Here is a 25,419-nt window from a genome sequence, read left to right on the forward strand (position 1 = left end):
GGAGCTCCTAGAGTTCGGGGCCGCCGGTGAGGGCGGCCAGGGCGTTGTAGAGCGGCTCGTACAGCAGGCGCGCGACCGCCGGGTCGGCCGGATCGTCGAACGTCCGGCCGCCGGGGGCGGCGAAGTACGGGCCGAGGACGCGGTGCAGGGACTCCAGCAGCCCGTCGGTGACCGGCCCGCCGTCGCCGCGGCGGGCGGTCGCGGGCGCGAAGGCCGCGTCGACGAACACCACGCGGGCCGGCACGCCGCCGCGCACGAGCCGGCCGATGACCTGCCAGAGCGTGACGAGCTGGTCCCAGGCGAAGACGTCCTTCTCCCAGGCCGGCAGCCGCGAGTACACGTAGCGGCGCGACAGCAGCCGCCGCCACTCCTGCCGGGCCTCGCGGCGGAAGTCCAGTCCGGCGCGGTCCAGGCCGCCGGCGCGCGCGACCAGGTCGGTGAACGTGCGCGGTCCGGTGCGGTCGTCGCGCCGGGGACGGTCCCGCACGAAGCGCGCCGCCCAGTCGTTGACGGCGAACACCGCCAGCGACAGGTCGTCGGGCCTCGGGTGCGGGCGGACCAGGAACAGCGCGGTGCCGAACGCGGCCTCGCGCGCGGAGTTGAGGATGTTGTGGCCGCGCTCGACCGCCATCAGCGGCGCCACCAGCACCTCGGCGCTCGCATCCGCGGCGAACGAGGCCAGGTCCCCGCGCCGCAGAGGCGCCGCCCGGCCCGCCTGAGGCATCGGCGGGCGCGCCGCGTCGCCGCGCGCGTCGTCGGGGACGAGCACCCGGACGCGCCCGTGCCAGCGGTCGATGTCGTGCAGCACGCCGGCGGCCAGATCGGCCTCCTTGTAGCTGCCGACGAGCAGCAGGGCGCGCTTGCGCCCGTCGTCCCCGACACCGGCCAGTTCCCTGTCCAGCAGGCTCGCGGCGCCGCCCGGCCCCGGGCTGCCCAGGCGGTGCACCAGGGAGCGGGCCAGGCCGGGACGGACGTTCGGCGCCGCGCCCGACAGGCTGATGGGCCGGCCCTCGCCGTCGCGGACGAACAGCGTCGCGAACGTCGTGCGGGCCACCGCCTCCAGCGACGCGGCGGTCGGCTTGAGGACGGCGCCGACGGGGACGGGCAGGTGCGCGCGCGAAGAGCCGCCAGCCCAGCTCGTGCCCGACATCAGCACGACGTGCGGCCCGGCCCGCCCGGCGCCGGGGTCGGCGCCCAGCCGGTGCAGCGCCAGCAGGAGCTCGCGCCCCACGCCGGCGCACCGGAAGAACCGCAGCGTGCCGCTCTGCCGCCCGTCCTCGTCGCGGTCGCGGTCGTCGGTCAGGTACTGGAAGCCCAGCACGTTGCCCATCGGCGCCTCGGGGATGACCGGCGCGTAGTCCTGCGGCGGGCGCCGGGCCAGCTCGTTGCCCGTCACCTCCAGCCGCAGCGCCGCCTCCACCTGCGGCCACAGGTAGGTGAGGCGCTCCAAGCGGTGGTTCAGCGCCGACAGCACCAGCGTGAACTCCAGGTTGCGGCACGCCTCCTGCGCCCACACCTCGTCGGCGTCGGCGGCCGGGGTGTCCTTCACCAGGTCGCGCAGCAGCGCGCGCGTCCGCTTGCGCGTCGCCGACGACAGCAGCGTGTGCAGCAGGTCGCGGGTGAGGTCGACCAGCGCGCGGGTCAGCTCGTGGCGCGGCTCGCCGCCGCCGAGCGGATCGTCCCGGAAGTCGTCGAAGACCTGGGTCAGCTCGGCGCGCCGCCCGGTCGGCGGCGCGGCGGCGGACGGCGGCGCGGGCGCACCGTCGGGCACGTCGGGCACGTCGGGGTAGGTCTCGAACAGCGCCCGCTCGTCGGGGACGTGGTGCGGGTCGGGCCGGTCGGCGTCGGCGAACCACTCCGCCAGCAGCCTCTCCTGGAGCGTCCACGGGCTGAAGTAGTCCAGGTCGATCCAGCCGCGCAGCCCGCCGTCGGAGATCAGGATCCGGTACAGCTTGTCGGTGGCGGTGTTCACCGCGTTCAGGCAGGAGTTCCAGCGCTCGATCTCGGTGTCGGCCAGCGGCAGCCGCCCCGCCTGCGACAACTCCTCGATCTTGTGGGTGGCCAGTTCGTCCAGCCAGGAGTCCGGACCGGGCTGCACGAGCGTCGCCTTCGGCGCGAACACGTCGTCCAACCGCATCTGCACGGCGTCGGCCTCGTCCACGAAAACGATGTCGCTGCGGCGGCAGGCCAGCTCCAGGTACCGCACCCGCTCGTCGTTCAGGTGCGCGGGCACACCCGACTGGACCAGGCTGGCGGGATTGGCGACCCACACCAGCGCGTCCACCGCCGACCGCGCCGTGTGGTGCCGCGGGCACCGCTCCCACACCGGGCAGCCGTGCGCGGCCCCGGACGGCGCCGCGGGCACCGCCTCGTCGGGAACCGCCGGGCCCGGCGGCAGCAGCGACGCCGCGGCCGGGCGCGGCCGCTCGGGATACAGGGACACGCAGGGCGCGTCGGCGAACCGCAGCGGTCGCGCCGCCTCGGTCCCGCGCAGCGCGTCGAGGACGCAGACGGTGCCGAGCTCGTCGAAACCGGCGTCGTCGTGGTCGAGCAGGTTCTCCCGCCCGCGCGCGGCCAGCCTGCGGTGCAGCCGCTGAACGTGCGTCTCCCGCGTCGAGGCTCCGAGGACGGGGGCGACCGGGACGCCGAGCACCTTCAGCAGCGCGGTGAGCCGCAGTTGCTCGGCGACGTCGCCGACCACCAGCGTGGTCCTCAGCGGCTCGGGCCGGCGCGCGGCCCAGACCGCGACCAGCACCATCAGGGTGCTCTTGCCCGCACCGACCATGCCGACCATGTGCAGCAGGCCGTCCAGGGTGAGGGAGTCCCGGTCGGTGAACCCGGTGCCGGCGGCATCGCGAGGGGCGATGCGCAGCTCCGCCAGCCGGTCCTCCCAGAAACCGGGCGGGGCGCCCGGAACCGCGCGCTCGCGCGCGTCCATCCAGGCCGCCGTCTCGCGCAGCTCCGCCCGGGAGACGGTGAGCGGCACGCCGCGCGACGGCCCGCCCACCGCCAGGTCGTGGCCCTGCGGGCGGTCGAAGACCAGCTCGTCCGGAATCGACACCGACGTGGCGCGGCGCCGGTCCAGGAACGTGCTGCGGCCCGCCGGAGCGAGCTTCAGCCCGCGGGTGACGAACGGTGGCGGCGCGGCCAGCGCGTCGTCGTAGACGCCGAAGCGCCCGGCGGCCACGGCGGGGTCCAGCCGGACGGGCGCCCCGCCCGGCGGCACCGCGAAACCGCGCAGCCGCTCGGGGACCGCCCGGTAGGACTCCAGGTCCTCGTGCCAGGTGCGGCGTCGACGCTTGGTCCACAGCAGGTGCCGGGCGGCGGCCAGCGCCGTCTCGTCGGCCGCCGTCCGCGCGCCGCCCGCCGCCCGCGCGAACGGGAAACCGCTGAGCAGGGTGTAGGCGCCCTCGGCGGGCTCGCTCGGCAGCAGCCGGTGCAGCAGGTGCAGGGCCAGCTCCACCTGGCAGACGTCCACCGCCGCGAGGGCCGCGAGGTCGTCCGGCGTGTCCCGGCACGCCTTGCGCAGCGCGCCGCTCACCCGCCGGTGCCAGCTCTCCCGTTCACGCACGTCCGTCCCCTTCCGCCTTCGCCGCGCGCAGCCGGCGGGCCGCGCGCTCGCGGATCCGCACATCGGTCAGCAGGGGCGCCGCGCCCGCCCGCCGGTGGGCGTCGTACACCCGCAGGTAGTCGGGGCGGTCCGCGACGCGGTGCGCAGGCACCACCCAGAACGCCTCGTCGTAGGGCGGTTCGGGCGGCACCGGGCGCGCCGCGAGGCCCAGGAAGCGCGGGCTGGCCCAGTCCTTGACGTCCAGCGCCCACACCGCGCCGTCGGGGAAGGAGACATGCAGGTCGTAGCTGTCGAAGCCGGGCCACATCCGCACCGCCAGCCCGAGTGCCGTCAGCTCGCGGGCCAGCGCCGTCTCCGCGCGCCCCGGCCCGGTCACGAACTGGCGCAGCGGGCGGGCCAGCTGCACGGCCCCGCCGTCGTCGCCGGTCAGGACCCGGCCCTCGGGCGGCGGCCCGATCCGGCGGCAGTGGTCGCGCTCGCACCACCACTCGCCGTCCCGGACGGGCACCAGCAGCGTGCGGCAGCGCCCGCACGCCACCAGCGCGCCCTCGCGCCGCAGGCCGGCGGGGACCGGCAGGTAGATCTCCCTGATGAGCTCGCGGACCGGTTCCAGGGCGATGTCGTTGCCCACCTCGAAGAACTCGGCGGAGGTCAGGACGGGGCGGTCGACGAGCAGGGCGCGGAACGCGGTGTAGGCGTCCTCCTCGCCGTGCTCGCGGCACAGCCGGATCGCGGTCCCGACCACCTGGCGGTCGTACAGCTCGCCGGCGGCGTCGGCGGCGCGCATCGCCCACTCGTGGCACAGCTCAGTGGGCCGGCGGGAGTAGAAGTCCAGCAGGCGGTCGCCGGGGCCGGCGGCGTCCGGCGGCAGGTCGAGCAGCAGGTCCGACAGCGGCCGCTCCCAGCACCACCGCACGAGGTCGGCCATGCTGCGCGGCGGCCGCGCGCCGTGCAGCAGGTACAGCAGCGCCGTCCGGTCGAGGGCGCGCTGCGCCTCGGCGGGGTAGGGGAGGGAGAACGACTCCAGCGGTTCCAGGGCGGCCGCGCGGTCGAGGGCGATGAGGCCGTTGGCGAGCGTGTGCAGAAGGGCGGTGCCGTCGTGGGCCGGCGCGATGCGGGTCACGCGCCGGCCTCCGCACCGGCCCGCGCGGCCTGCCCGGACGGGCACCAGCGCAGTGTCTCGCAGCCCGCGCAGTGCCGGCCGGGCTCGGGGGCGAAGGCCGTGTCGGACGCCCAGCCGGCGGTGAGGCGGCCGACGACGTCCCGCGCCTCGTCCCGCGTCCGCTCGTCGAAGGGGTCGATGATCTCGCAGGCGGCGTCGTTCTCGTACAGGACCTCCAGCTCGACGCGCGAGCGGCGCGGGTCGCCGCCGGGCACCCCCGCGGCCATCAGCACCACGGCGAGGGCCAGCTGCGGGTACTGCTCCAGCAGTGACCGGCCCTCCCACAGGGGCCGCCCGGCGGTCTTGGTCTCCCGCCATACCCAGCCGCCCGCGTCGCTGTAGAGCAGGTCGGGGTCGGCGATGACGACGGCGTCCAAGTCCGCGTCGTAGGCGGTGAGCCGCGGCTGCACCCGCACCCGCTCGCCGGGGGCGAGACCGTCCAGCGGGCAGACGTCCCGGTGCCGGGCCAGCATGCGGGCGACCGCTCCGTCCGGCGCGTCCCCGTCCGGGACGTCCCCGCCCGCGCCGAACGCGTCCCGGCACGGGCCCCGGCCGGCGGCGTGCCGGCGGTTGAGCTCCTCGTCGACGGCCCGGCCCCGCCGGATCGCCTCACTCTCGGGCGCGATGTCCTTCAGGTGCAGGACGCGGGTCAGCCAGAAGCGGGCGCCGCACTGGGCGTGCACCCGCAGATCCGTGGCGGAGACGCTGCGGCGCCGGCGCGCCGGCGGCACGGAGGACGGCGCCGCGCCCGCGACGGCGAGCAGCCCGGGGCGCGGCGCGGGACCCTCGCAGCCGGGCAGGGCCTTGCAGGACACGCAGTCGGAGCCCGGCGCGAGCGCCTCGCCGGCCAGCAGCCCGGCGAGCGCCGGACGGACCTCCGCGGCGAAGCGCCGGGCGACCTCGCCCGAATCCCAGTCGGCCAGCACCTCGGCCCTGCCCTCGGTGCAGCCGAAGGCCACCACCCGCACCCGCTCGACCGGCGGCCGCGGCCCGCCGACCGGTTCGTAGCGGCCGTACCGCCGCTCGGACGCGACGCCGCGGGCGGCGACCGTGGCCACTGCGGCGATCTTGGCGGGGGGCAGGTCGTCGCGCACCGCGGTGAACGCCGGGAGCCACACCTCGCGGACGGTGCCGTCCGGTGAGGCGTACCGGCGCCCCCAGGCGGTCCGCTCGTAGCGCTCCGCGCCGCGCGCGTCCAGGGGGTTGGTGTTCACGACGACCCACTCGTCCCGCACCGGGAGCAGGCCGGGCAGGCCGACGGCCTCGCGGGCGCGCAGGAAGGCGGGCACGGCCTCCGCCGCCCACGCCAGGTGTCCCGGGTGGCAGCGGCCGGTGACCCGGGGATCGGCGAGCGCCCCGGCCGCGTCCATGAAGACGCCGTCCTCGATCAGGTCCAGGGCGCGCATCACCGGCTGGAGGGTGAAGTCCTCGAAGGGCGCGCGCGGAGAACGGCCGCGCGGCCACCGCAGCAGCGGGCGGGCGCGCAGCACCGAACCGCGCGGGCAGGCGCGGTCGTCCTGCCCGAGCATCGACGCGCTGACGCGGACGAGCGTGGGATCGCCGCCGACGTCGGGCGGGAGGGAAAGAGCCGGCACGGCCGCTCCTCGGGTCTCGGTGGAACTCCAGTGAAGCACACTGTGTACTGAGCAAACAGGTCTTATCCGCGATCTATCCGTGGGATGATGGTGCAGACGATAGCTCAGATACGCCAAAGAGTTGGGATGAACCGGTGAAGCAGGGCGAAAGGGTCGACGGGCGGTTCCGGCTGGTGGAGTGCCTGGGAAGCGGTGGCATGGGCAGCGCCTGGAAGGCCGACGACGCCGTGGCGGGGGGCCTCGTCGTGGTCAAGCTCAAGCACCCCGCGTACAGCACCGCCGGCGGCACCGAACGGCGCGAGCAAGAGTCACTGCGTCGGCGGTTCGAACGCGAAGTGCGGCTGCTGCGCGGCTTGGAGCACCCCCACATCCCGCGCTACGTCCACCACGGCGAGCACGCGGGCGAGCCCTACCTCGCCATGGAGTACGTCGAGGGCCGCACTCTGAGAAGGATGCAGGGCACGGTGAAGCTCGCCGAGGCCGCCGCCCTGCTGGTGCCGCTGGCCGAGGCCCTGCTGTGCCTGCACACCAGGGGCATCGTGCACCGCGACGTCAAGCCCTCCAACATCGTGGTGCGCGGCGACGGTCGGACCTTCCTCATCGACCTCGGCATCGCCTACCTGCTCGACCCGGAGGCGACCCGCTACACCGAGGACGGCCAGACCCCCGGCAGCCACGGCTACATGGCGCCCGAAGCGCTGCGCGGCGACCGCGCGGCCACGTCACCGGCCACCGACTGCTACGCCCTCGGCTGCGTCGCTTTCCTGCTGCTCACCGGGCGCCGCCCCTACGAGGGCGAGCCCGGCGGCCTGGAGTACCACCACCTGAACAGCCCGCCGCCGCGCCCGAGCTCCCTGCGGCCGACGCTGCCCGCCGACATCGACGGCGTCGTCCACCGGCTCCTCGCCAAGGCGCCAGAGGACCGCGCCGGCCTGGCCGAACTCCGCGCCGTCCTCGCCGCCTACCTCCCGCGGGCGGGCGACGACGCCCCGAGCCCGGCGCTGAACCCCGACCCGACGCTGTTCTACCGCGGCGGGAGCGCGGACGCCCCCGCCGGCGGCCGGACCGCCGGCCCCGGCCCGGCGGACGGCGGCCCCGACCTCGCGGAGCTGGCCGAACTGGCCCGCGGCGGCGACCTCATCGCGCTGGACGCGGCCCTGGACGCCGCCCGCGATTACCACGGCCTGCGGCCGCCGGAGATCGCGCGCGCCCAGCTCGCCGCCGCCGACCGGCACCACGCCGCCGCCGGGCACACCCGCACGGGATGCGGCTACCGGCACGCCGTCGAGCGGGCCCTGCGGTCCGCCGGCGGGAGCCTGCACCTGGAGGCCCTGATCGGCTCGGCCGAATGCCTGCTGGCCGCCGGGAGGCCCGGGGAGGCGCACGCCCTCCGGGAAGCGGCGGACCGCGCCCTGGGCGCCCGCCGCCCCGGTCGCGGCGAGCCGCTCGCCGAGCGCCTCCAGGCGCTCGCGGTGCTCCTGCGCGACCACGGCCCCCGGGCCTGAGGGGTCAGCGGACGCGCAGGAGCCCCTCGGCCAGGACGTCGCTCAGGGAGTCCCGCAGGGAGCGCCCCGTCGACCGCAGCCCGCGCAGCGCCGCCTCGAACTCCCGCAGATCGCGGAACGCCTCGCCGTAGCGGCGCTGCTGCTCCAGCGGCAGCCGCGGCACCTGCATGCGCCGCACGTCGATCCGCGACGACGACGAGGCGTGCCCGCCGGCGCGCCGCATGTTCGCCGGCGAGCGCAGGCAGCCGGCCAGGAACCAGGCGTCGAACCGGTCGGGATCGAAGCGGATCGCCAGGAGCTGCGGGCCGAGCAGGACGTCCTCGCCCTCCAGCACCCAGACGTCGAACGCACGCATCGCGGTGGCGACGACGACATCGCCGGCGGCGGCGATCGTTCCCTCCCCGCGCGGAGCGGTGGCGGCCGGACCGTCTTCGCCCCGGCCGGCGGCCGCCAGCACCCGCAGCGCGTCGCCGCCCGCCGGCGCGCCCCCCGTCCCGCCCGGCGTCCGGCCCGGCTCCAGGCCCACCAGGCCGGCGCGCTCCAGGTCGGCGAGCGGCACCGAGGCCGCGGCGCGGCCCGTCAGATCGAGGTCGGCGAGCCGGCGGCGGACCCGCGCCGCCTCGGCCAGCAGCGCGTCCACGCGCTGCCACTGGGCGGCCATCCCGGTGAAGTCGACCGTCGGCGCGCAGCGGGCCGGCGACAGATCCACATGCTCGTCCAGCAGGTCGATGACGGGGACCTCGACGCCGCCCGCCAGCGCCTGCTCGCGCAGCCCGTCCCAGTCGACCGCCGACCTGCCGCCCGACGCGCTCGTCCGGCAGCCGGCGGCGTCGACCAGCCGGACGTGCTCGGCCGGCCCGTCCTTGCCGAGCACCCACAGGTGCAGGCCCACACCGTGCGGCGGCGCCGCGCCCGGTGGCAGCGCGATGACCGCGCGCAGCGCGCCGGCGCGCAGCAGACCGGCCCGGATGCGGCGGCCGGCCCGTCGCGACGCGGCCGCCGGCGGCAGGACGAGGACGGCGGTGCCGCCCGGCGCGAGCGAGGCGTGCGCGTGCTGCACCCAGGCCAGCTCGGACTCGGTGCGCGGCGGCAGCCCGAACGTCCAGCGCGGGTCGGTCACCAGCTCGGCGTACCCCCAGTCGCGCTCGTTGGCGGGCAGGCTGCACAGCACCGCGTCGGCCTGCACGGTGACGCCGGACCGGAGCGAGTCGCCCGCCCGCACGTCCGCCGCGTACCCCGCCAGCGCCAGCCGCGCCGCGGCCAGCTCCGCCGGCACCGGGTCGATCTCCCGGCCGGCGAGCCGCGCCGCCGGCCACCGGCGGCCCGCGGCCAGGAGCAGCGTGCCGCTGCCGCAGGCCGGGTCCAGCACGCTCCGCACCGGCCCGGGCCCCACGAGCGCGGCCATGAGATCGGCCAGCGGCGCGGGCGTGGTGGCCACCTGCCGGACGTGCGCGGCGAGCCAGCGCTCCAGCAGGAAGGCGAACAGCTCGGGCGACCCCTCGCGCGCGCCGAGCGCCTCGGCCTCGCCGAGCAGGGCGCGCTCGCCCGGCGCCAGCTCCGGCGCCGGCCGGCCCGCGGCCCGCGCGCCGACGGCGGCGATCACCCGGCCCATCGCGTCCCGGTCGCCGAGCGCCTCGAACCTCGGCCACAGCCTTCCGCGCTCACCGGCCGCCGACGCCTGGAACTTGCCGTGCCGGACCAGCCACTCCTCGGCGTCGGCGAGGGAGAACTGGGGACTGGTGTCGGTGCCCCCGGTGGGGGAGGGGAAGTCGTCGAAACGGCGGCGCCAGTTGCTCACCGCCGCCCGGCCGACACCGGCGATACGGGCGATCTCGGCGAGCGTGACGGGCACGGCGCCACCGTCCATGCGAGCCTCCGACCTCTGCGGGGTCACGCCGCGCGACCGCGTGCATGCCCGTGTCCGATCCTGCCTGTTGACTCAGTTTACTCACGGGTAGTGGCGCTGCGGAGGCGAACCGCCGACGCGCCGCCGGACGCCCGGCGCACCGGGCGGTGTACCGTCGCCGGACGGGTGCGGGGCGGTGCGGGGCGGAAGGGGACACGGATGCGCGCGGGACTGCTGCTCGCCGGACGCTACGAGCTGGACGAGCCGGTAGGCCGGGGCGGGATGGGGCAGGTCTGGCGGGCCTACGACCAGTTCCTCGACCGCCGCGTGGCCGTCAAGTTCGTCTCCTTCCCCGGTGGCCGGTCCGACGAGGAGCTCATCAGGCGCTTCGAGCAGGAGGCGCGCAACACCGCCCGGCTGGAGCATCCGGGCGTGCCCGCCGTGCACGACCGCGGCGAGCACGACGACGAGCGGCTGGGGACCTGCTTCTACCTGGTCATGCAGTACGTCGACGGCACCACCGTCGAGCTGCTCCTCGACCAGGGGCCGCTGCCGGTCGGATGGGCCGCGCTCATCGCGGCGCAGGTGTGCGCCGTCCTCGCCGTCGCCCACGAGCGCTCCCTCGTGCACCGCGACCTGAAGCCCGCCAACCTGATCCTCGCGCCGGACGGATCGGTGAAGGTGCTGGACTTCGGCCTCGCCGTCGGCCTGCTGCCCACCGACGTGCGGCTCACCGCCACCGGCGTCGCCGGCCCCGGCACGCCCGGCTACACCGCCCCCGAGCAGCTCTACGGCAACCCCAGCCCGCAGAGCGACATGTACTCCCTCGGCTGCGTGCTGTACACCATGCTCACCGGCGAGCCGGTCTTCGGCGGCGACAACACCTACAGCGTCTACCGCGCGCACGAGGAGCAGGACCCCGAGCCGCCGTCGCACCGCAACCCCGAAGTACCGCCCGGCCTCGACGACCTGGTCCTGCGGCTGCTGGCCAAGGCCCCCGCCGACCGGCCCGCCGGGGCCGCCGCGGTACAGGAGCGGCTGGCGCCGTTCATCACGGGCCTGCACCCGCTCTACGACGTGGTCACGCAGGCGCCCGCGCCGTCCAGCCTGTACGGGGCCCTGGTCGGCGCCATCCGCCTGGACGGCCCGCCCGCGGCGGAGCCGGCTCCGGCGGCCGCGCACGCACGACCGGACGCCCCGCCCGCGGCGCCGGTGGCGCTGCCCACCGCACCGGAGATCCGGCGGGGCCGGACCGAGGCCGGCGCGCTGATGGAGGCGGGCCGCTACGGGCAGGCCGCCGACCTGCTGTCCAGGCTGGCCGGACCCGCCGCGCTCGCGCTCGGCGAGCTCGACGAGGAGGTCGTCGAGCTGCGTGCCGCGCTCGCCGAGGCGCTGTACCTCGGCGGCGACCACCGGCGCGCCGCACCGGCCCTGCGCACCGCCGTCGCCACGCTCGCCGAATGGCACGGCCCCGACGACGAGCTCGTCCTCCGCTACCGCGAGTGGGAGGCCGACTGCCTCGCCCTGCTGGGCGAGCCCGACCGCGCCCTGCGCCGGCTGGAGCCGCTCGCCCGGCACTACGCCGAGCGGGACCGCGCCGCCGACCGGCTCCGCCTGCTCGGCAAGATCGGCAGGTTGCGGATGGCCACCGGCCGCACCGCCGCGGGACGGGCGGCGCTCGCCGAGGCCGCCGCCGGCCTCGCCGCCCTGCACGGCGACGACCACCCGGCCGTCCAGGAGCTCCGCCCGCTGCTCTAGACGGCGGGCAGCAGTGTGCTCGGCGCTCCGTGGTAGGAGACGTACAGGTGGTCGCGCGCCCGCGTGCAGGCGACGAACAGCAGGCACCGCTCGCGCTGAAGGTCCTGCAGGTACGCGCGGGCGTCCTCGTCCTCGGGCGTGAGGACGTCACGCAGCGGCACCGTCCCGTCCATGGCGCCGATCACCGCGACGCAGCGGAACTCCATGCCCTTCATCGTGTGCATCGACCCGACCTGCACGCCCGCCGCGGCGCCGACCGATCCGGCCGGGACGCCGGCGTCGCGGAGCGCCTTGACCGCCTTGCGGGCCAGCCAGGTGTAGCGGGCGGCGACGCCGATCGCCCCCGGCTCCACGCCGGCGTCCACCCACCGCCGTACCTGCTCCACGAGCTCGTCCAGCTCCGCCCGTTCGTCGGCGCAGGCCCGCACCGCCGGGCGGCGGCCGTGCATGGGGGAGCGGTAGCCGTCGAGGGTGTCGGCCGAGTCGTCCATGCCCTGCGCGGGGTCGCGGCCGAGGATCGGCACCGCCCAGTTCAGGATCTCCTGCGTGGTCCGATAGTTGATCTTCAGTTTGCGGCTGCGGCCCCGCACCCCGATGCCGAGGCTGGTCAGCGACACGTGGCTGTCGTAGATCCGCTGGTGCGGGTCGCCGACGATGAACAGGTCGTCGGGGCCGTCGGGGACGATGCGCCGCAGCAGCCGCCACTGCGCGGTGTGCAGGTCCTGCGCCTCGTCCACGACCACATGGTCGTATTCGGGGCCGGCGAGCAGGTCCGCGGCCTCGTTGGCCAGCTGGTGGAAGGTGCGCTCGCCCCGCTCGCGCAGGCTCGCCTCCACCGCCGCGACCGCCTTCCACACCACCGACCGCTGCGCGGTGTTCAGCGGCACGCCCCGGCCCTGGCGGGTGCAGGCGAGGTACTCGGCCTCGCCGGCCAGGTGCTGGGCGAGCACGATCTGCTCCCACTCGCGGCGCAGGAACGCCGGCGAGAACGGCGTCCCCGCGGCGGCGTCGTCCCACAGCACGGTCAGCACGTCCGGCGAGACGATCTCCGGCTTGCGGTGCCGTCCGACGACGGCGTAGGCGAGGCTGTCCACCGTCCGCACGTCGATCCGCCCGCGCACGTCCGGATCGTCCACCAGCAGGTCGATCTGCTGCTGCAGAGCCCTGGCCAGGCTCTTGGTGAACGTCGTGAACAGCACCCGGGAACCGGGGCGGGAGGCCGCGAGGTGCCGGGCGCGGTGCAGCGCCGTCACCGTCTTGCCGGTGCCCGCGCCGCCGGTCACCTGCGCCGGGCCCGAATAGGACGGGCGGAGCGCCATCCGGCGCTGCACCGGGTGCAGGAACACCCGCCAGGTGGCGAAGGGGTGGGCGAGGACGTCGCGCAGCTCCTCGGGACCGTCGACGAACACGACCTTGTCGGGGGACCGCCGCATCGCGGCGACCAGGTCGCCCGGATCGATCTCGGCGGGCGCCGCCCGCTCGTCCTGGCAGGCCGCGACCTCGTTCCACGCCTGCTCGACCGGCAGGCCCTGCGCGAGGGCGAGCAGCGCGATGTACTGGGGTTCGGGCAGCAGCGACTCCAGCGCCTGCAAGTGCTCGTCGCTGGTCAGTAGCCGGACCAGCGGCACGATCTCGGCGTCGACGCCGAGCTGCCGCAGGTGCTTGTCGGGGACGTGCGCGAACAGCCGCTGCTCGACGTCCCGCGACATCTCGCGGAGCGCCGGCTCCAGCGTCTCCAGCGCCTCTTGGTCGCGGACCTCCAGCACGCCGATCGCCTGGTTGACGGTGAACCGGCGGCTGCGGGCGTAGTCGATCGCCGCGTCGTGGGAGAGCACCGCGAGCAGGCAGTACACGTCACCGCGCTCGGGGGCCAGGACGACGCCGCGCCGGTCCAGGTCGATCCGGATCGTGCGCACGTTCGGATCCCTGGCTCCGGCGATCTTCTCCAGGTGCAGCCCGGCGTGGGTCGCCTGCGCGAACTTGGCGAACGCCTCCTCCACGCCCCGGCGGACGCGGGGGTCGAGCCTGGCGTATTGCGGCATGAAGGAGCTGGCGATCGCCAATTGCGCCACAGCGGACCCTTTCCCTGCGTCCGGCCGTCGAGTGGATTCCATTCTAGGAGCGTTCACCGGCGGGGCCGGGCCGCTCCGCCCGGTGCGCCGCTCAGTAGGCGGCGCCCTCGTCGGCGAGCCGCTGCCGGGCGGTCCAGATCTCCGCCTCGGTGAACAGCGGCGCGAACCGCGGCTCCAGGACGTGGGCCTCCACCGTGAGGTCCAGCCGGCCCCGCTCCCGCAGCACCGCGAAGTCCGCGGAGACGCGCGGCGCGGCCAGCGCCCGCCGGGCCTCCGCGACGCTCGCCGGGCCGCTGGACATCTTCAGCAGCGCCACGGCGTTGTGCCCCGTCTCGGCCTTGACGCGGCTGTAGAGCAGGAACATGGCGTTGTGGAACTCGGCGGCGAGCGCCTCGTCGAACACGGCGCCGTCCGGCTCCGGCCGTGCGGCGTCCGCGGCCGGAACGGCCCCGTCCTCCGGCACCGCCCCGTCGCCGCCCTCCGGAGGTACGGCGGTGCCCACGCGCTCCATGAACCAGTCGAGGGTGCGCAGCAGCTCGGCCTCCCCGCCCCCGGCGAGGGCGGCGACCGGGAATCTCGGCCGCAGCACCAGCTTCGCCTCGGGGATGTCGACGCCGTCGATGCGGTTGAGGCGCTGCCGCAGTTCCTCGCGGAGCGCCGCCTCGTCGAACGGCGGCCGGACGCTGAGGTGCTGGAAGACCACCTCGACGACGGCGCTGCGCGGGTAGAACACGACCGGCCAGATCCAGCCCGGCTTGTCGGGGCGGTCCAGCCAGAGGAAGCAGCTCGTCTCGGACTTGGCGGTGCCGAAGTCGACGGAGCCGCCGCGCGCCGTCCAGTGCTCCAGGACGCGTTCGACGGTCTCGCCGATCAGCTCGCCGTGCGGTTCGAGCTGGTCGGCGAAGCGCTGGAGGAGCCGCTCGAACTCGCCGTCCGGGCCGTCCTCGCCGTCGCCGGAGCCGTCCTGGCCGGTGCCGAGGCCGATGAGGGCGGCGAGGCCGGCGGCGGACAGCCGCTGCTCGGGAGCGGCCCGGCCCGCCGCCGAGAACGCGACGCCCTCCTCCTCCAGCACCTCGCGCGCCGAGGCGATGCGCCCGTCGGGCCAGCGGAACGACGAGGAGATCTGCCCCTCGGAGGTCAGCACCCGGTGCGCGTTCTCCAGCTCGGGGCGGCCGGCCAGGTGGGTGCCGATGGCGGCCGCGTGCGAGCCGATCACCGCGGCCAGGTCCCCGTACGTCGTCCAGCGCCCGGCGGGCAGCTCGGCGAGCAGGCGGCGCAGCGTCTTCCACTCCTGGCGGTCGTCGGCCAGGTCCGCGCCGCCGGGCAGCGGCGCCGGCCAGAGCTCGACGCACCGGTCGGCGAGGGCCCGCCCGCGCGCCTGGATCTCGGCCTTGCCCCACGTGGGGGCGTCGGCGATCTCCCGGTTCAGGCGCAGCGCGCTCGCGTCGAAGATCTCCTGCTTGCGCTCGAAGGGGCGGTTGGACAGCGTGGAGTTGTCGGCGGTGAGCGTCAGGTTGCCGAGGACGTGCAGCACCGCGCGGTGCAGCTCGGCCGGACCGCCCTCGTCGGTCACCTCGGGGGCCAGCAGGTCCAGCCACTCCTGCGTCGGCGTCTGGGGCATGACGTGCTCGATGGTGAACTTGCCGGTGCCGAAGTCGACCGGCTCGCTCGCGCCCATGCCGCGTTCGAGCCGCTTGAGGACGAACACCCGCTGCGCCGCCCGGCCCGACCAGTAGAAGGGCTTGGTCGCGATCGCGGCGCGCAGCTGCTCGTCGGTGGCCCAGTAGCGGCGCGGCGCCGACAGGTAGCGGCGGACGGCCTCGTCGGCGGGGCGGTCCTCCTCCAGCTCGCGCGGCGCGCTGTTGAGGATGCGGTTGAGGTTGTTGGTGGGGATCTGGCAGATCATCCGCCGGACCAGGAAGCTCTCCACGTAGGTCAGGGCACGGGTGACCTGCCCGGCGTCGGCGCGGCCGTGGTCGAGCAGGTCGAACAGGTGCAGCGCGAGCGGGTAGGCGGTCTGCCCGCCCCACTCCTTGAGGCGTTCCAGCACCGCCCGCAGGGCGGGGTCGGGCTCGCGGGCGGGGTCGAGGATGCGCATCAGGAGCGAGCCGCGGCGGCGCAGCTCGGCGATCTCGGTCTCCAGAGCCTCCTCGCCCTGGCCGACCACCTCGTCCAGCCGCTGCTGCTGGGCCCGGTAGACCTCGCTCTGCTTGGCGCGGTGGTCACCGCGGATCACCAGGTCCAGCCAGGCGAGCAGCTCCAGGTTGGCCGGGCCGAGCTCGTCCTGCATCGGCAGCCAGATCTTCTCGTAGACCCGCTCGCCGCGCGTCGGCAGCAGCATGAAGACGTAGTTGCGCAGCAAATCGGTCTGGCTGAGGGAGACGCCGGTGTTGTTCAGCGACTCGAAGATCCGGTACACGTTGTCGGTCGCGTCGGCGGTGATCCCGACGACCGACAGCCGGCCGCGCAGCACCGCCTCGACGCGCTTGAGGACCTCGACGTCGCCCTTGGGGTCGGTGTCGAGCAGCGCGTTCTTGAAGTAGCGGTAGGCGGTCCCGATGGTGTCGTCGCCGCCGGCCCTGGCGTCGCCGTCGACGACCGCGGTGAAGGAGGAACGGTCCACCTGCGTGGGCAGCAGGCGGTAGTGCTCCGGGCCCTCCTTGTACTCGTTGACCAGGTACTGCTTGTGGATGCGCTCGGCCTCGCGTGGGGCGATCCCGCGCAACCGGTCGCGCAGCGCGCAGCAGGCCAGCATCAGGGTGGTCATCCGCTGCTGGCCGTCCACCACCAGCCAGCGCTGCATGTCGGCCGCCGACACCGTTCCGGGGGCGAGGACGACCGAGCCGATGAAGTGCGGCGTGCGCGTCTCGCCCGAGGCCAGGATGTCGGCCTGCTCCGTCACGTCCTCCCAGAGGCGGGCGCACTCCTTCTGCCCCCAGCTGTACGTGCGCTGGTAGAGCGGCACCTGGAACTGCTTCTCGCCCTCGATGAGCTTGAAGAACGTGACCTCGCTGGCTTGCATCCGACGCCTTTCGGAAACCCGGGGGCGGAGACCTTGATCGATTCTATGCGCAAGTCAGACGCCCCGGCATCGCTGTGGGTTGCGCGGCGATAGCGATTCGTTATCCACCGTGGCGGCGACCCTGCCGGCCGCAGGATGCGTTGGGAGCGCTCCCACGACGATCCCGCCGGTCAGCGGCTCGACAACGGCCTCCACATCGATCGCGGGGTTGTGCTGCTCTCGCGAGCGTCCTAGCCTCCTGCTGCACCGGGGCGGCGACCGCTCGTCCATGGCCGCCACGCTGGGAGGACAGGAATGGGAACGTTCCCGGAGGGGTTCGTTTGGGGGGCCGCCACGGCGGCGTACCAGATCGAGGGGGCTGCTGCCGAGGACGGGCGGACGCCGTCGATCTGGGACACCTACAGCCATACGCCGGGGCGGGTGCTGGACGGGGACACCGGGGACGTCGCGGCCGACCACTACCACCGGTGGCGCGAGGACGTCGCGACGATGGCGGAGCTCGGGCTCGGGGCCTACCGGTTCTCGCTGTCGTGGTCGCGGTTGCTGCCGGGCGGGCGGCCTAACCCGCGCGGGCTGGACTTCTACTCGCGGCTGGTCGATGCGCTGCTGGAGCGCGGCATCGCGCCCGTCGCGACGCTCTACCACTGGGATCTGCCGCAGGAGATCGAGGACGCGGGCGGGTGGCCCGTCCGGGAGACGGCCGAGCGGTTCGCCGAGTACGCGGCTTATGCGGGGCGGGTGCTGGGCGATCGGGTGCACACCTGGACGACGCTGAACGAGCCCTGGTGCAGCGCGTTCCTCGGGTACGGGTCGGGCGTGCACGCGCCGGGCCGCACCGATCCGGCGGACGCGCTCGCGGCGGCCCACCACCTGAACCTCGCGCACGGGCTCGGGGTGCGGGCGCTGCGCGCCGAGGCGCCCGGCGCGCGCTGCTCGATCACGCTCAACATGCACCACACGCGCGGCGACGCCGAGGCCGTGCGGAAGGTCGACGGCGTCGCCAACCGGATCTTCCTCGATCCGGTGCTCGGCCGCGGCTACCCCGAGGACGTGCGGGCCGACACCGCCGCGATCACCGGCTGGGGGTTCGTGCGGGACGGCGACGAGGCGGCGATCGCGGCGCCCCTCGACGTGCTCGGCGTCAACTACTACAGCCCGACGCTCGTGAAGCTCTGGGACGGGACGGGCCCGCGCGCGTCCGCCCACGGGCACGCCGGCAGCGCCGCGTCGCCGTTCCCCGGCTGCGAGGACGTGGACTTCCCGCCGCAGCCCGGCCCCTACACCGCCATGGGCTGGCCGGTGGACGCCACCGGCCTCACCGAGGTGCTCGTCCGCCTGCACCGCGACTACCCGGGCGTCCCGCTCATGGTCACCGAGAACGGCGCCGCCTACCCCGACCGGGTGGACGCCGGCGGGGCCGTCCACGACGCCGACCGCGTCGCCTACCTGCGCGACCACATCGAGGCGGTGGGCGCGGCGCTCGCGGCGGGCGCGGACGTCCGGGGCTACTTCGCCTGGTCGCTGATGGACAACTTCGAGTGGTCCTACGGCTACTCCAAGCGCTTCGGCCTCCTGCACGTCGACTACCCGACCGGCACGCGGACGTGGAAGGACAGCGCGCACTGGTACCGGGAGCGGATCGCCGCCGCCCGGCGGGGCTGACGGCCGGTCAGTCCAGGCGGAAGCCGAGGCGGCGGCCCTCGTCGCGCAGGCCGTCGCGGGCGCTCGGGTGGGCGGCGCGGTCGATGATCTGCTGGGCCTGGCCGGAGGCGTCATGGCCCCAGATCTCGGCGGCGCCCTGCTCGGTGACGATGTAGCTGTGCTGGAACGACGTCACCGGGCCGGCGAGGCGCGGGATCACCGTGGACACGTCGGCGCGCGGGTGCCAGGACGGCAGCGCGATGATGGCGTGGCCGCCGGGGGAGTGCAGGGCGCCGACGACGAAGTCGGTCTGGCCGCCGAACCCCGAGTAGATCGCCCCGCGCACCCGGCCGGCGTTGGCTTGCGCGAACAGGTCGACCTGGAGCGCGGAGTTGATCGACACCAGGCGGGGGCGGCGGGCGATCAGGCCCGGGTCGTTGGTCTTCTCGGTGCGCAGCATCCGGACGCGCTCGTTGCGGTCCATCCACGCGTACAGCTCCGCGCCGCCGAACGCGAACGACGCGGTGACGGGGACGGCGGGGTCGAGCGCCCCCGCCTTGTCCAGGGCGAGGACGCCGTCGCTGAACATCTCCGACCAGATCGCGAGGCCGCGCCGGTCCAGCAGCGCGGCGAGGACGGCGTCGGGGACCGCGCCGATGCCCATCTGCAGCGTCGCGCGCTCGGGGACGAGGCGCGCGACCCGCTCGCCGATCTCCCGCGACACCGCGCTCGCGGGACGGCGCGCGGGCTCGGGCAGCGGGTCGTCGGACTCGATCGCGTAGTCGACGTCCTCCAGCGCGAGGACGGCGTCGCCGTGGGTGTAGGGCATCCGCGGGTTGAGCTGGGCGATCACCAGGCCGCCGCGGGCGCGGGCCGCCTCGATCGCGGCGGGCAGGATGTTCACCTCGACGCCGAGCGACACGGTGCCCTGCGCGGGCATCGAGGTCTGCACGACGACGACGTCCGGCGGCAGCGTCTCCTTCAGCAGCAGCGGCACCAGCGACAGGCGGCACGGGAAGTAGCGCAGGTTCGACTTGCCGCGCATGCCCGCCCCGACGAACGGCGTCTCCAGGGCCACCCCGTCCCGGTCGGGCAGCTCCCCTTGGGCGTTCAGCATGAACAGCCGGTACTCGGTGACCGCCCCGTCCAGGATCCGCAGCAGCCGGGCGGGGGTGGCGAAGTTGCCGCCCGCCACCACCCGCGGGCGGCCGGGCAGCCCCGACAGGACGGCGGCCAGCTGCGACTCCGGGATCACGCGCATGAGGATCATGCTCTCATCGCGCCCGCCCGGATCAGCCGACGGCCGCCTCCTCGCGGCTCGCCCGCCACTCCAGGGCCTCCGGCCGCCGGAGCCGGTCAGTCCGGGTAAGGGTGCGGGCGCAGGGTCATGGACAGGAAGGTGCCGAAGGTGCCGCGGACGCGCCGCGCGGCGGCGGCGTCGAGGGCGGGGCGCTCGGTGAGGACGCGGTCGACCAGGCCGTCCAGGTTGCGGTCGGCGATCATGACCGAGCAGGTGTCGCAGGCGAGCCAGTCGTGCCGGGTCAGCTCGTCCAGCAGCGGGAACTCCTCCTCGGCCGGCAGGTCCGCGTGGACGCCGATGGCCGAGACGCCCGGCGGGTACACCCAGGCGGGCTCGGGCGCGTCGCAGAAGTCGCAGGCGGGCGGCAGCGGCGCCGGGACGCCGAGCGCGGGCTCCAGCAGGTGGTCCCACGGCTCGACGCGCAGATCGTGCCGGAGGCGCAGCTCCTCGGGGCGGCCCGCCTCGGCCGCCTTGATGGTGATCCCGCAGTGCGCGCAGAGCGGGCCGGTGTCGTCGGGCACGCGCCTCCGTCCGTCGTGTCGGGCCGGCCGGCGGCCGTCAGAACGCCATGTTGCCACCGGCCTCCTCCTCCCCGTCCCCGGTGCGTTCCATTTCGAGGTACTCGTCCTCCGGCCACAGGTCGGCGGCCAGGCCGGCGAGGTACTCCTCGTCCTCCTGGTCGAGCTCGGCGGTCATCGACTCGGGATGGCCGGCGGGTTCCGGCGGAGGTTCGGCCGGCGCCGCCGCGGCGGGCGCGGCGGCGCCGGCGGGCGCGGCGGGCATGGAGCGGCCCAGCCGGTGCAGGCAGGCGCTGAGCAGCGCGGTGAATGAAGCGAAGACCAGGATCGTGATCACACAACCCGTCCTTCCGCGGTCCGTGTCCGGGCGCAGGTGATCCCTTGCGTAAGGAGCAAAACGCTAGAACGCTACTAGACCGGATGATCACCGGGGAGGGCGACATGCCGCACGCTAGGGGGACTGATTTCGTGGAGTTTTACCGGACTTGGCATACGCGGTGATCGGCCGCCGCGAACGTGAACTCGCCGCCGCCCTCTGGGCACACCTGGTGATCGACGCGCCGCTCCGGCCGGCCGGCGCGATCGTCGCGCTCGGCAGCCACGACACCCGCGTCGCCGAGCGGGCGGCGCGGGTGTTCCTGGACGGGCTCGCGCCCCTGCTGGTGCTGACGGGCGGCCGCGGCAAGGTCACCGAGGACTGGCCCGAGACCGAGGCGCGCGTCTTCGCGCGCGTCGCCGCCGGGCTCGGCGTGCCGGAGTCGGCGATGGTGCTGGAGGAGACGGCGCGCAACACCGGGGAGAACATCACCGCGACGCGCCGCCTGCTCGGCGGCCGGATCCGCGGCGGCATCCTCGTCGCCAAGCCGTACATGACGCGCCGCGGCCTCGCGACGGCGCGCCGCCAGTGGCCGGAGGCGGAGTGGCAGGCGACCGGCCCGCCCATGGGGTTCGCCGAGTACCTGGACGGCTCGGCCGACCCGCGCGCCGCGATCGAGCTCATGGTCGGCGACCTGCAGCGCATGCGCGTCTACGCCGACCGCGGCTTCCAGGTCCCCGACCCCGTGCCGGACGAGGTCTGGGACGCGCACCTGGAGCTCGCGGCGCGCGGCTTCGACCGGCACGTGATCAGGGAGGAGGGCTAGGCGGGGACGGTCTCCTCGATCTCCTGCTCGGCCTCGGCCGCCGCCCCGCCCCCAGTCTCGGGGGCGGCGGGCTCGACGACGGTGCGCGAGCGCTCGGCCGTCCAGGCCAGGACGAGCGCCGCCGCGCCGGCGACCGCCCAGAGCGCGAGCACCGCCACGTTGCGGCCGAGGCCGTCCGAGCCGAAGTAGACCAGGCCGCGCGCGCCCTCGACGAACCCCGCGCCGTTCCAGAAGGAGTGCAGCGCCGCGAAGAAGCCCGGCTGCAGCTCGGGCTTGAAGATGCCGCCCGAGCTGGTGAAGTTCAGCATCACGAACAGCACCATCATGGCGAGCGTGGTGAAGCGCTTGAGGAAGGTGTGCAGCCCGATGCCGATCCACAGGATGCCGGTGCTGTAGAGCCAGGACATGGCCCACACGCCCGCCAGGCCGCGGTCGACCAGGTGGAACACCGGGCCGGCGAAGGCGGCGCCGAGCAGGCTGACGACGAGGCCGGTGCCGAGGCCGAGCAGCGCGCGCAGCCACATCGGCAGGACGGCGCCGAGCCCCCCGAGGACCGCGACCGAGGCGTAGGAGCCGATGCTGAGCGCGACCAGCAGGAAGAAGATGCCCTGCCCGGTCGGGTCGCCCTTCGACAGCGGCGCCACGTCGGTGACCTTCAGCGGGGCGTGCTGCGCGGACGCCGCCTCGGTGAACACCCGCTCGACGGCGGTCGCGGTGGTGTCCGAGCCGGCCTTGGCGACCATCAGCTCCGGCGCCGCGCCCGGCAGGTAGGCGCCGTAGACGCGCTGGTGCGCCAGGGCGTCGCGGGCGGCGTCGCGGGACGCCAGCGTCCGCACGTCGAGGGCGTCGCCGGCGCGGTCCTTCAGCGTCTGGGCGAGCACCCGCGTCTCGGGGCCGGTGCCGACGACGGCGACCTTGAGGCCGTGCGGGGCGGGGGCGTGGAAGGCCCCGAGGTAGGCCAGGCCCATGCCGAGGCACATGAGCAGCGGCATGGCCAGGTGGGCGAGCAGGTGGCGCAGGGCGCCGGGCGGGACGCTGCGGTGCTGCGGCGCGGCGGCGGACATCGGCCCTCCATTGTTGTAAAGTGCAACTGTCTGACGAAGTTGTACTATACAACCTTTCGGGAGAGGGGCGGGCATGCGCGACGAGGACGTCGAGACGATCAGGTGGGAGCTCACCGCGTTCTCGCGGCGGGCGCGGGCCCTCGCCGAGCGCCTGCACCCGGGCCTCTCGCTGGTCTCCTACAGCCTGCTCGGGCACCTGGCCGAGGAGGGCGGGTGCCGCGCGACCGACCTCGCGGCCTACTTCCTGCTGGACAAGTCGACGGTCAGCCGCCAGGTCGGGGACCTGGAGCGGATGGGATTGGTCGAGCGCCTGCCCGACCCGGCCAGCCAGCGCAACAAGATCCTGCGGCCGACCGAGGCCGGGCTGGCGACGCTGCGCACGGCCGGGGAGCGCCAGCGGGCCGCCTTCCGGGCCCGGCTGGACGACTGGTCGGACGCCGACCTCGCGGCCTTCGCGCGCTACCTGGTCCGCTACAACGTGGCGGACTGAGGCGGGCGGTACCGAGGCGGGCGGGCCGGGCGCCGGAACTCAGGCGGCCGGGCGGTGCGGCGGCACGGCGCGGCCGTCGGGCAGGATCTCGCCGGTGTCCTCGAACAGCACGACGCCGTTGCAGAGCAGGCTCCAGCCCTGCTCGGGGTGGGCCGCGACGCTGCGGGCGGCCTCGCGGTCGCCGCCGTCGGCGGCGGGGCAGGGCGGGACGTGGGTGCAGGACGGGGCCTGCGGGGCGGTGAGCACGGTGACCTCCAGGTGTCCCGTGATTTAGGACATAGGAAAGGGTGCACCGCGATGTCCGGAAACGGCAAGCCGATGGGGAATTCTTTACCTTGCTGACCTGCGGAAACGATCAGCCGGGGGGCCCGTCCCCGTCCGGGTCGACGTCCAGGCGGACCAGCTCGGTGCAGCCCGTGCAGCGCCACTCGCCCACCACCGCCTCCGGACCCGCCCCGTGGGTCCGGTAGGGCCGCTCCAGCGGGCTGCGCCGCATCCCGTGCCCGCAGGAGGAGTGCAGCAGCCGCCCGCAGCGCGGGCAGGGCCACACGTCCTCGCGGCGCAAGCGGCAGCGAGGGCAGAGCGGGGTGTCGCGCGGGTGCGGGCCGCCCTCCTCCAGCAGCCAGTCCCGTTCGAGGTCCAGGTACTCGTCGGCGGGCCAGTGATGGTCGGCCAGCCAGGCGAGGTACTCCTCCTCGCCCGGGGCGAGGACGGCGCTCAGGGACTCGGGGTGGGCGGGCGCGGCCGCGGCGGTGGCGGCGGCCGGCGCGGGGCCGGGCGGGCGGCGCCGGGCGGCGGCCAGCAGGGGGAGCAGGAGGCCGAGCAGCGCGATCGCGGCCACGCTCGTCGCCGGGGCCATCGCGGGTCCTCTCATGATCTGGTGGCGGGACGGGCGGATCATGAATGTGCTTCACAAAGCGCTGCGAACGCTACAAGAAAGGCTCTTAACGGAAAAGTCGATCACAGGGCGTCCGCCCTGCGGGAACGGCGGTGCCCGGGGACCGAAAACCGGGCCGGCCTGGACCGGATCACCCTCGAGCCGCCACAATCGGGACACGTTCCGTTCCGGGAGGTGACCATGGCCGGCACGGCGCCCGCCTCGCCGCTCGCCCTGCTCGGCGGCGGCCTGCGCGCCACGATCGGCGGCACCGTCCGCGCGGCCGCCACGGTGGGCGACGCGATCGTCGCGCTCCCGCGCCTCGCGGCGTCCCTGGAGCGCCTCGCGGGCGCCGCCGAGGCGCTGCCGCGCGTGGCCGCCGACCTGGAGCGCCTCGCCGCCGTCGCGCACAGCCTGGAGGAGCTCGCCGAAGCGCTCGGCGACCTGCGCGAGCTGAGCCGCGTCGTCCCGGTCCTGGAGGAGCTCGGGCAGACCGTCGGCCCGCTCCAGGAGACGGTGGACGGCCTGCGCCCCCTCGCCGACAGCGTCGTGCAGATGCGCGGCGCGATCGAGACGCTGAACGCGACCGTCAGCCCCTTGCAGGGCACCGCCGAGCGCCTCGGCCGGTTCGTGGACCGGCTCCCGCAGGGCCGCCGTCCCGCCCGCCGCCAGAGCGACGCGTAGCGGCGCCGGACCCGGCGCGTTGGGCGATCCTTCACACGCGCGCAACGGCCCCGCCACACGGGGATGGCGCAATGGTGGGCATGCCGCTGCGCGAGGAGACCCTGCCCTACGAGGAGTTCGTGGCCGCCTGCCGCGGCGCCCGCCTGTTCGAGGTGGCCGAGCGCCGCGTCGTCTACCTCGCCGAGCGCGCCGGCCGCCCGTGCGTCGCGGTCGGCACCGGCGACGGGTCGATCGCGCTGACGGTCTACGCCGACGAGCGCGAGCGCGCCGCCGCCCTCGCCGCCGGCGTCAGTCCTTCCGCCCCAGCACCGCCACCATCTGGGTGTGCAGCGGGTGCTCCAGCGGACCGCGCGGACCGTCCGGCCGCCACTCGGTCACGTGGGCCGCTCCCGGTTCCAGGACCGTGAGGCCCGCGCCCGTCAGGAAGCCCTCGATCTCGGCGGCCGGGCGGAAGTAGGAGCCGCCGAGCCCCGACTGCAGGATCTGCTTGGCCTCCTCCACCCGGGGGTCGTTGCCCGCGTCGTGCAGGTGCGTCAGCATCACGTAGGAGCCGGGGGCGAGGCGCTCCACCAGCCGCGCGACGACGCCCGCGGGGTCGCGGTCGTCGGGCACGTGGTGGATGATCGCCGCCAGCACCACGCCGAGCGGCCGGGCGGGGTCGATCAGCCGGTTCAGCGCCGGATCGTCGAAGATCTTCTCCGGCTCGTACAGGTCGCCCTGGATGAACGCGGCGACGCCGGTCTCGGTGAGCAGCGCCCGGCCGTGCGCGAGCACGATCGGGTCGTTGTCGACGTAGACGACGCGGGCGTCCTCGGCGGCGTCGCGCGCGTACTGGTGGACGTTGCTGGAGGTCGGCAGCCCCGACCCGATGTCCAGGAACTGGGTGATGCCGGCCTCGGCCGCGAGCCACGTCACCGCGCGCCCGATGGCGACCCGGTTGCCCTGGGCGACCACCGGCGCCTCGGGGACGAGCTGCATGACCATGTCGGCCACCTCGCGGTCGGCGGCGAAGTTGTCCTTGCCGCCGAGGAAGTAGTCGTAGACGCGGGCGAAGGTCGGGGTCGACGGGTCGACGCCGGGCGGCGCGGCTTCCGGGGTGTCCATAACGGGCAAAATAGTGCCTCGGGGCCTTGCGCGAAGGCGTTTCGCGTTGCTCGGCGGGGTGCGGTTCT

At 75.2% G+C, this 25,419-nt stretch carries 19 protein-coding genes; 6 read left to right on the top strand and 13 right to left on the bottom strand.

The features are described from left to right. Positions 1-7 precede the first annotated feature (7 nt). From K1Y72_RS24500 to K1Y72_RS24510, 3 genes are read right to left on the bottom strand one after another with little or no spacing between them, the layout of a single operon-like run. Positions 8-3,571 carry a pPIWI_RE_Z domain-containing protein gene (locus K1Y72_RS24500; protein WP_220168808.1) on the bottom strand — a complete coding sequence of 1,188 codons (3,564 nt, stop codon included), beginning with the start codon at positions 3,569-3,571 and terminating at the stop codon, positions 8-10. Next, on the bottom strand, positions 3,564-4,694 hold the full coding sequence (locus tag K1Y72_RS24505; RefSeq protein ID WP_220168809.1) for a pPIWI_RE_Y domain-containing protein: 1,131 nt from the start codon (positions 4,692-4,694) through the stop codon (positions 3,564-3,566). Before K1Y72_RS24505 ends, K1Y72_RS24500 begins: the two co-directional genes overlap by 8 nt. Continuing rightward, positions 4,691-6,328 (bottom strand): PD-(D/E)XK nuclease family protein, encoded by a 1,638-nt coding sequence (locus K1Y72_RS24510; RefSeq protein ID WP_220168810.1) that lies wholly within the window; start codon positions 6,326-6,328, stop codon positions 4,691-4,693. Before K1Y72_RS24510 ends, K1Y72_RS24505 begins: the two co-directional genes overlap by 4 nt. A 134-nt stretch (positions 6,329-6,462) precedes the next feature. On the opposite strand from K1Y72_RS24510, the gene K1Y72_RS24515 reads away from it, so the two are divergent. Beyond that, positions 6,463-7,833: a serine/threonine-protein kinase gene (locus K1Y72_RS24515; protein ID WP_220168811.1), complete on the top strand. Its 1,371-nt coding sequence runs from the start codon at positions 6,463-6,465 to the stop codon at positions 7,831-7,833. A 4-nt stretch (positions 7,834-7,837) separates the two neighbouring features. Here K1Y72_RS24515 and K1Y72_RS24520 read toward each other — a convergent pair whose 3' ends face one another. Next, a complete protein-coding gene (locus tag K1Y72_RS24520; protein WP_220168812.1) occupies positions 7,838-9,700 on the bottom strand; it encodes an N-6 DNA methylase in 1,863 nt (620 codons plus the stop codon). A gap of 198 nt (positions 9,701-9,898) precedes the next feature. Here K1Y72_RS24520 and K1Y72_RS24525 point away from each other — a divergent pair, with 198 nt between their 5' ends. After that, entirely contained in the window at positions 9,899-11,437 is a 1,539-nt protein-coding gene (locus K1Y72_RS24525; RefSeq protein ID WP_220168813.1) for a serine/threonine-protein kinase, read from the top strand. Here K1Y72_RS24525 and K1Y72_RS24530 read toward each other — a convergent pair. Beyond that, positions 11,434-13,509, bottom strand: coding sequence for a UvrD-helicase domain-containing protein (locus K1Y72_RS24530; RefSeq protein ID WP_220168814.1), 2,076 nt, complete (start codon positions 13,507-13,509; stop codon positions 11,434-11,436). The genes K1Y72_RS24525 and K1Y72_RS24530 overlap by 4 nt on opposite strands. 91 nt (positions 13,510-13,600) lie before the next feature. Next, positions 13,601-16,531, bottom strand: a complete 2,931-nt coding sequence (locus K1Y72_RS24535) for a GmrSD restriction endonuclease domain-containing protein (RefSeq protein WP_258573598.1) — start codon at positions 16,529-16,531, stop codon at positions 13,601-13,603. A 294-nt stretch (positions 16,532-16,825) separates the two neighbouring features. Here K1Y72_RS24535 and K1Y72_RS24540 point away from each other — a divergent pair, with 294 nt between their 5' ends. Next, positions 16,826-18,193 (top strand): GH1 family beta-glucosidase, encoded by a 1,368-nt coding sequence (locus K1Y72_RS24540; protein ID WP_220168815.1) that lies wholly within the window; start codon positions 16,826-16,828, stop codon positions 18,191-18,193. 7 nt (positions 18,194-18,200) lie between these two features. Here K1Y72_RS24540 and K1Y72_RS24545 read toward each other — a convergent pair whose 3' ends face one another. The 3 genes from K1Y72_RS24545 to K1Y72_RS24555 all read right to left on the bottom strand — a co-directional run bounded on the left by K1Y72_RS24545 (position 18,201) and on the right by K1Y72_RS24555 (position 20,327). Then, positions 18,201-19,433 (bottom strand): acetyl-CoA hydrolase/transferase family protein, encoded by a 1,233-nt coding sequence (locus K1Y72_RS24545; RefSeq protein WP_220168816.1) that lies wholly within the window; start codon positions 19,431-19,433, stop codon positions 18,201-18,203. Positions 19,434-19,528: 95 nt separating this feature from the next. After that, positions 19,529-19,993 (bottom strand): hypothetical protein, encoded by a 465-nt coding sequence (locus K1Y72_RS24550; RefSeq protein WP_220168817.1) that lies wholly within the window; start codon positions 19,991-19,993, stop codon positions 19,529-19,531. Between the two features lie 37 nt (positions 19,994-20,030). Beyond that, entirely contained in the window at positions 20,031-20,327 is a 297-nt protein-coding gene (locus K1Y72_RS24555; protein WP_220168818.1) for a hypothetical protein, read from the bottom strand. A gap of 148 nt (positions 20,328-20,475) precedes the next feature. Here K1Y72_RS24555 and K1Y72_RS24560 point away from each other — a divergent pair, with 148 nt between their 5' ends. Beyond that, on the top strand, positions 20,476-21,132 hold the full coding sequence (locus tag K1Y72_RS24560) for a YdcF family protein (protein ID WP_220168819.1): 657 nt from the start codon (positions 20,476-20,478) through the stop codon (positions 21,130-21,132). Here the strand turns inward: K1Y72_RS24560 and K1Y72_RS24565 are convergent. Beyond that, positions 21,129-22,196 (bottom strand): ABC-2 transporter permease, encoded by a 1,068-nt coding sequence (locus K1Y72_RS24565; protein WP_220168820.1) that lies wholly within the window; start codon positions 22,194-22,196, stop codon positions 21,129-21,131. The two genes, K1Y72_RS24560 and K1Y72_RS24565, sit on opposite strands and share 4 nt — an antisense overlap. Positions 22,197-22,269: 73 nt before the next feature. Here K1Y72_RS24565 and K1Y72_RS24570 point away from each other — a divergent pair, with 73 nt between their 5' ends. After that, positions 22,270-22,686, top strand: a complete 417-nt coding sequence (locus K1Y72_RS24570) for a MarR family winged helix-turn-helix transcriptional regulator (protein WP_220168821.1) — start codon at positions 22,270-22,272, stop codon at positions 22,684-22,686. A 39-nt stretch (positions 22,687-22,725) separates the two neighbouring features. On the opposite strand, the gene K1Y72_RS24575 is transcribed toward K1Y72_RS24570, so the two are convergent. Together K1Y72_RS24575 and K1Y72_RS24580 are read right to left on the bottom strand one after the other, a co-directional pair. Then, positions 22,726-22,932 carry a DUF5999 family protein gene (locus tag K1Y72_RS24575; protein ID WP_220168822.1) on the bottom strand — a complete coding sequence of 69 codons (207 nt, stop codon included), beginning with the start codon at positions 22,930-22,932 and terminating at the stop codon, positions 22,726-22,728. 109 nt (positions 22,933-23,041) lie between these two features. Then, complete coding sequence (locus K1Y72_RS24580; protein ID WP_220168823.1) at positions 23,042-23,545, bottom strand: hypothetical protein; 504 nt, start codon at positions 23,543-23,545, stop codon at positions 23,042-23,044. 219 nt (positions 23,546-23,764) lie between these two features. Here K1Y72_RS24580 and K1Y72_RS24585 point away from each other — a divergent pair, with 219 nt between their 5' ends. Further along, a complete protein-coding gene (locus tag K1Y72_RS24585; RefSeq protein WP_220168824.1) occupies positions 23,765-24,247 on the top strand; it encodes a hypothetical protein in 483 nt (160 codons plus the stop codon). Positions 24,248-24,535: 288 nt separating this feature from the next. Here the strand turns inward: K1Y72_RS24585 and K1Y72_RS24590 are convergent, their stop codons facing one another. Beyond that, positions 24,536-25,351 carry an SAM-dependent methyltransferase gene (locus K1Y72_RS24590; RefSeq protein ID WP_220168825.1) on the bottom strand — a complete coding sequence of 272 codons (816 nt, stop codon included), beginning with the start codon at positions 25,349-25,351 and terminating at the stop codon, positions 24,536-24,538. Between the last annotated feature and the right edge of the window lie 68 nt (positions 25,352-25,419).

Source organism: Actinomadura parmotrematis, assembly GCF_019458805.1.
Classification (GTDB): Bacteria; Actinomycetota; Actinomycetes; order Streptosporangiales; family Streptosporangiaceae; genus Spirillospora; species Spirillospora parmotrematis.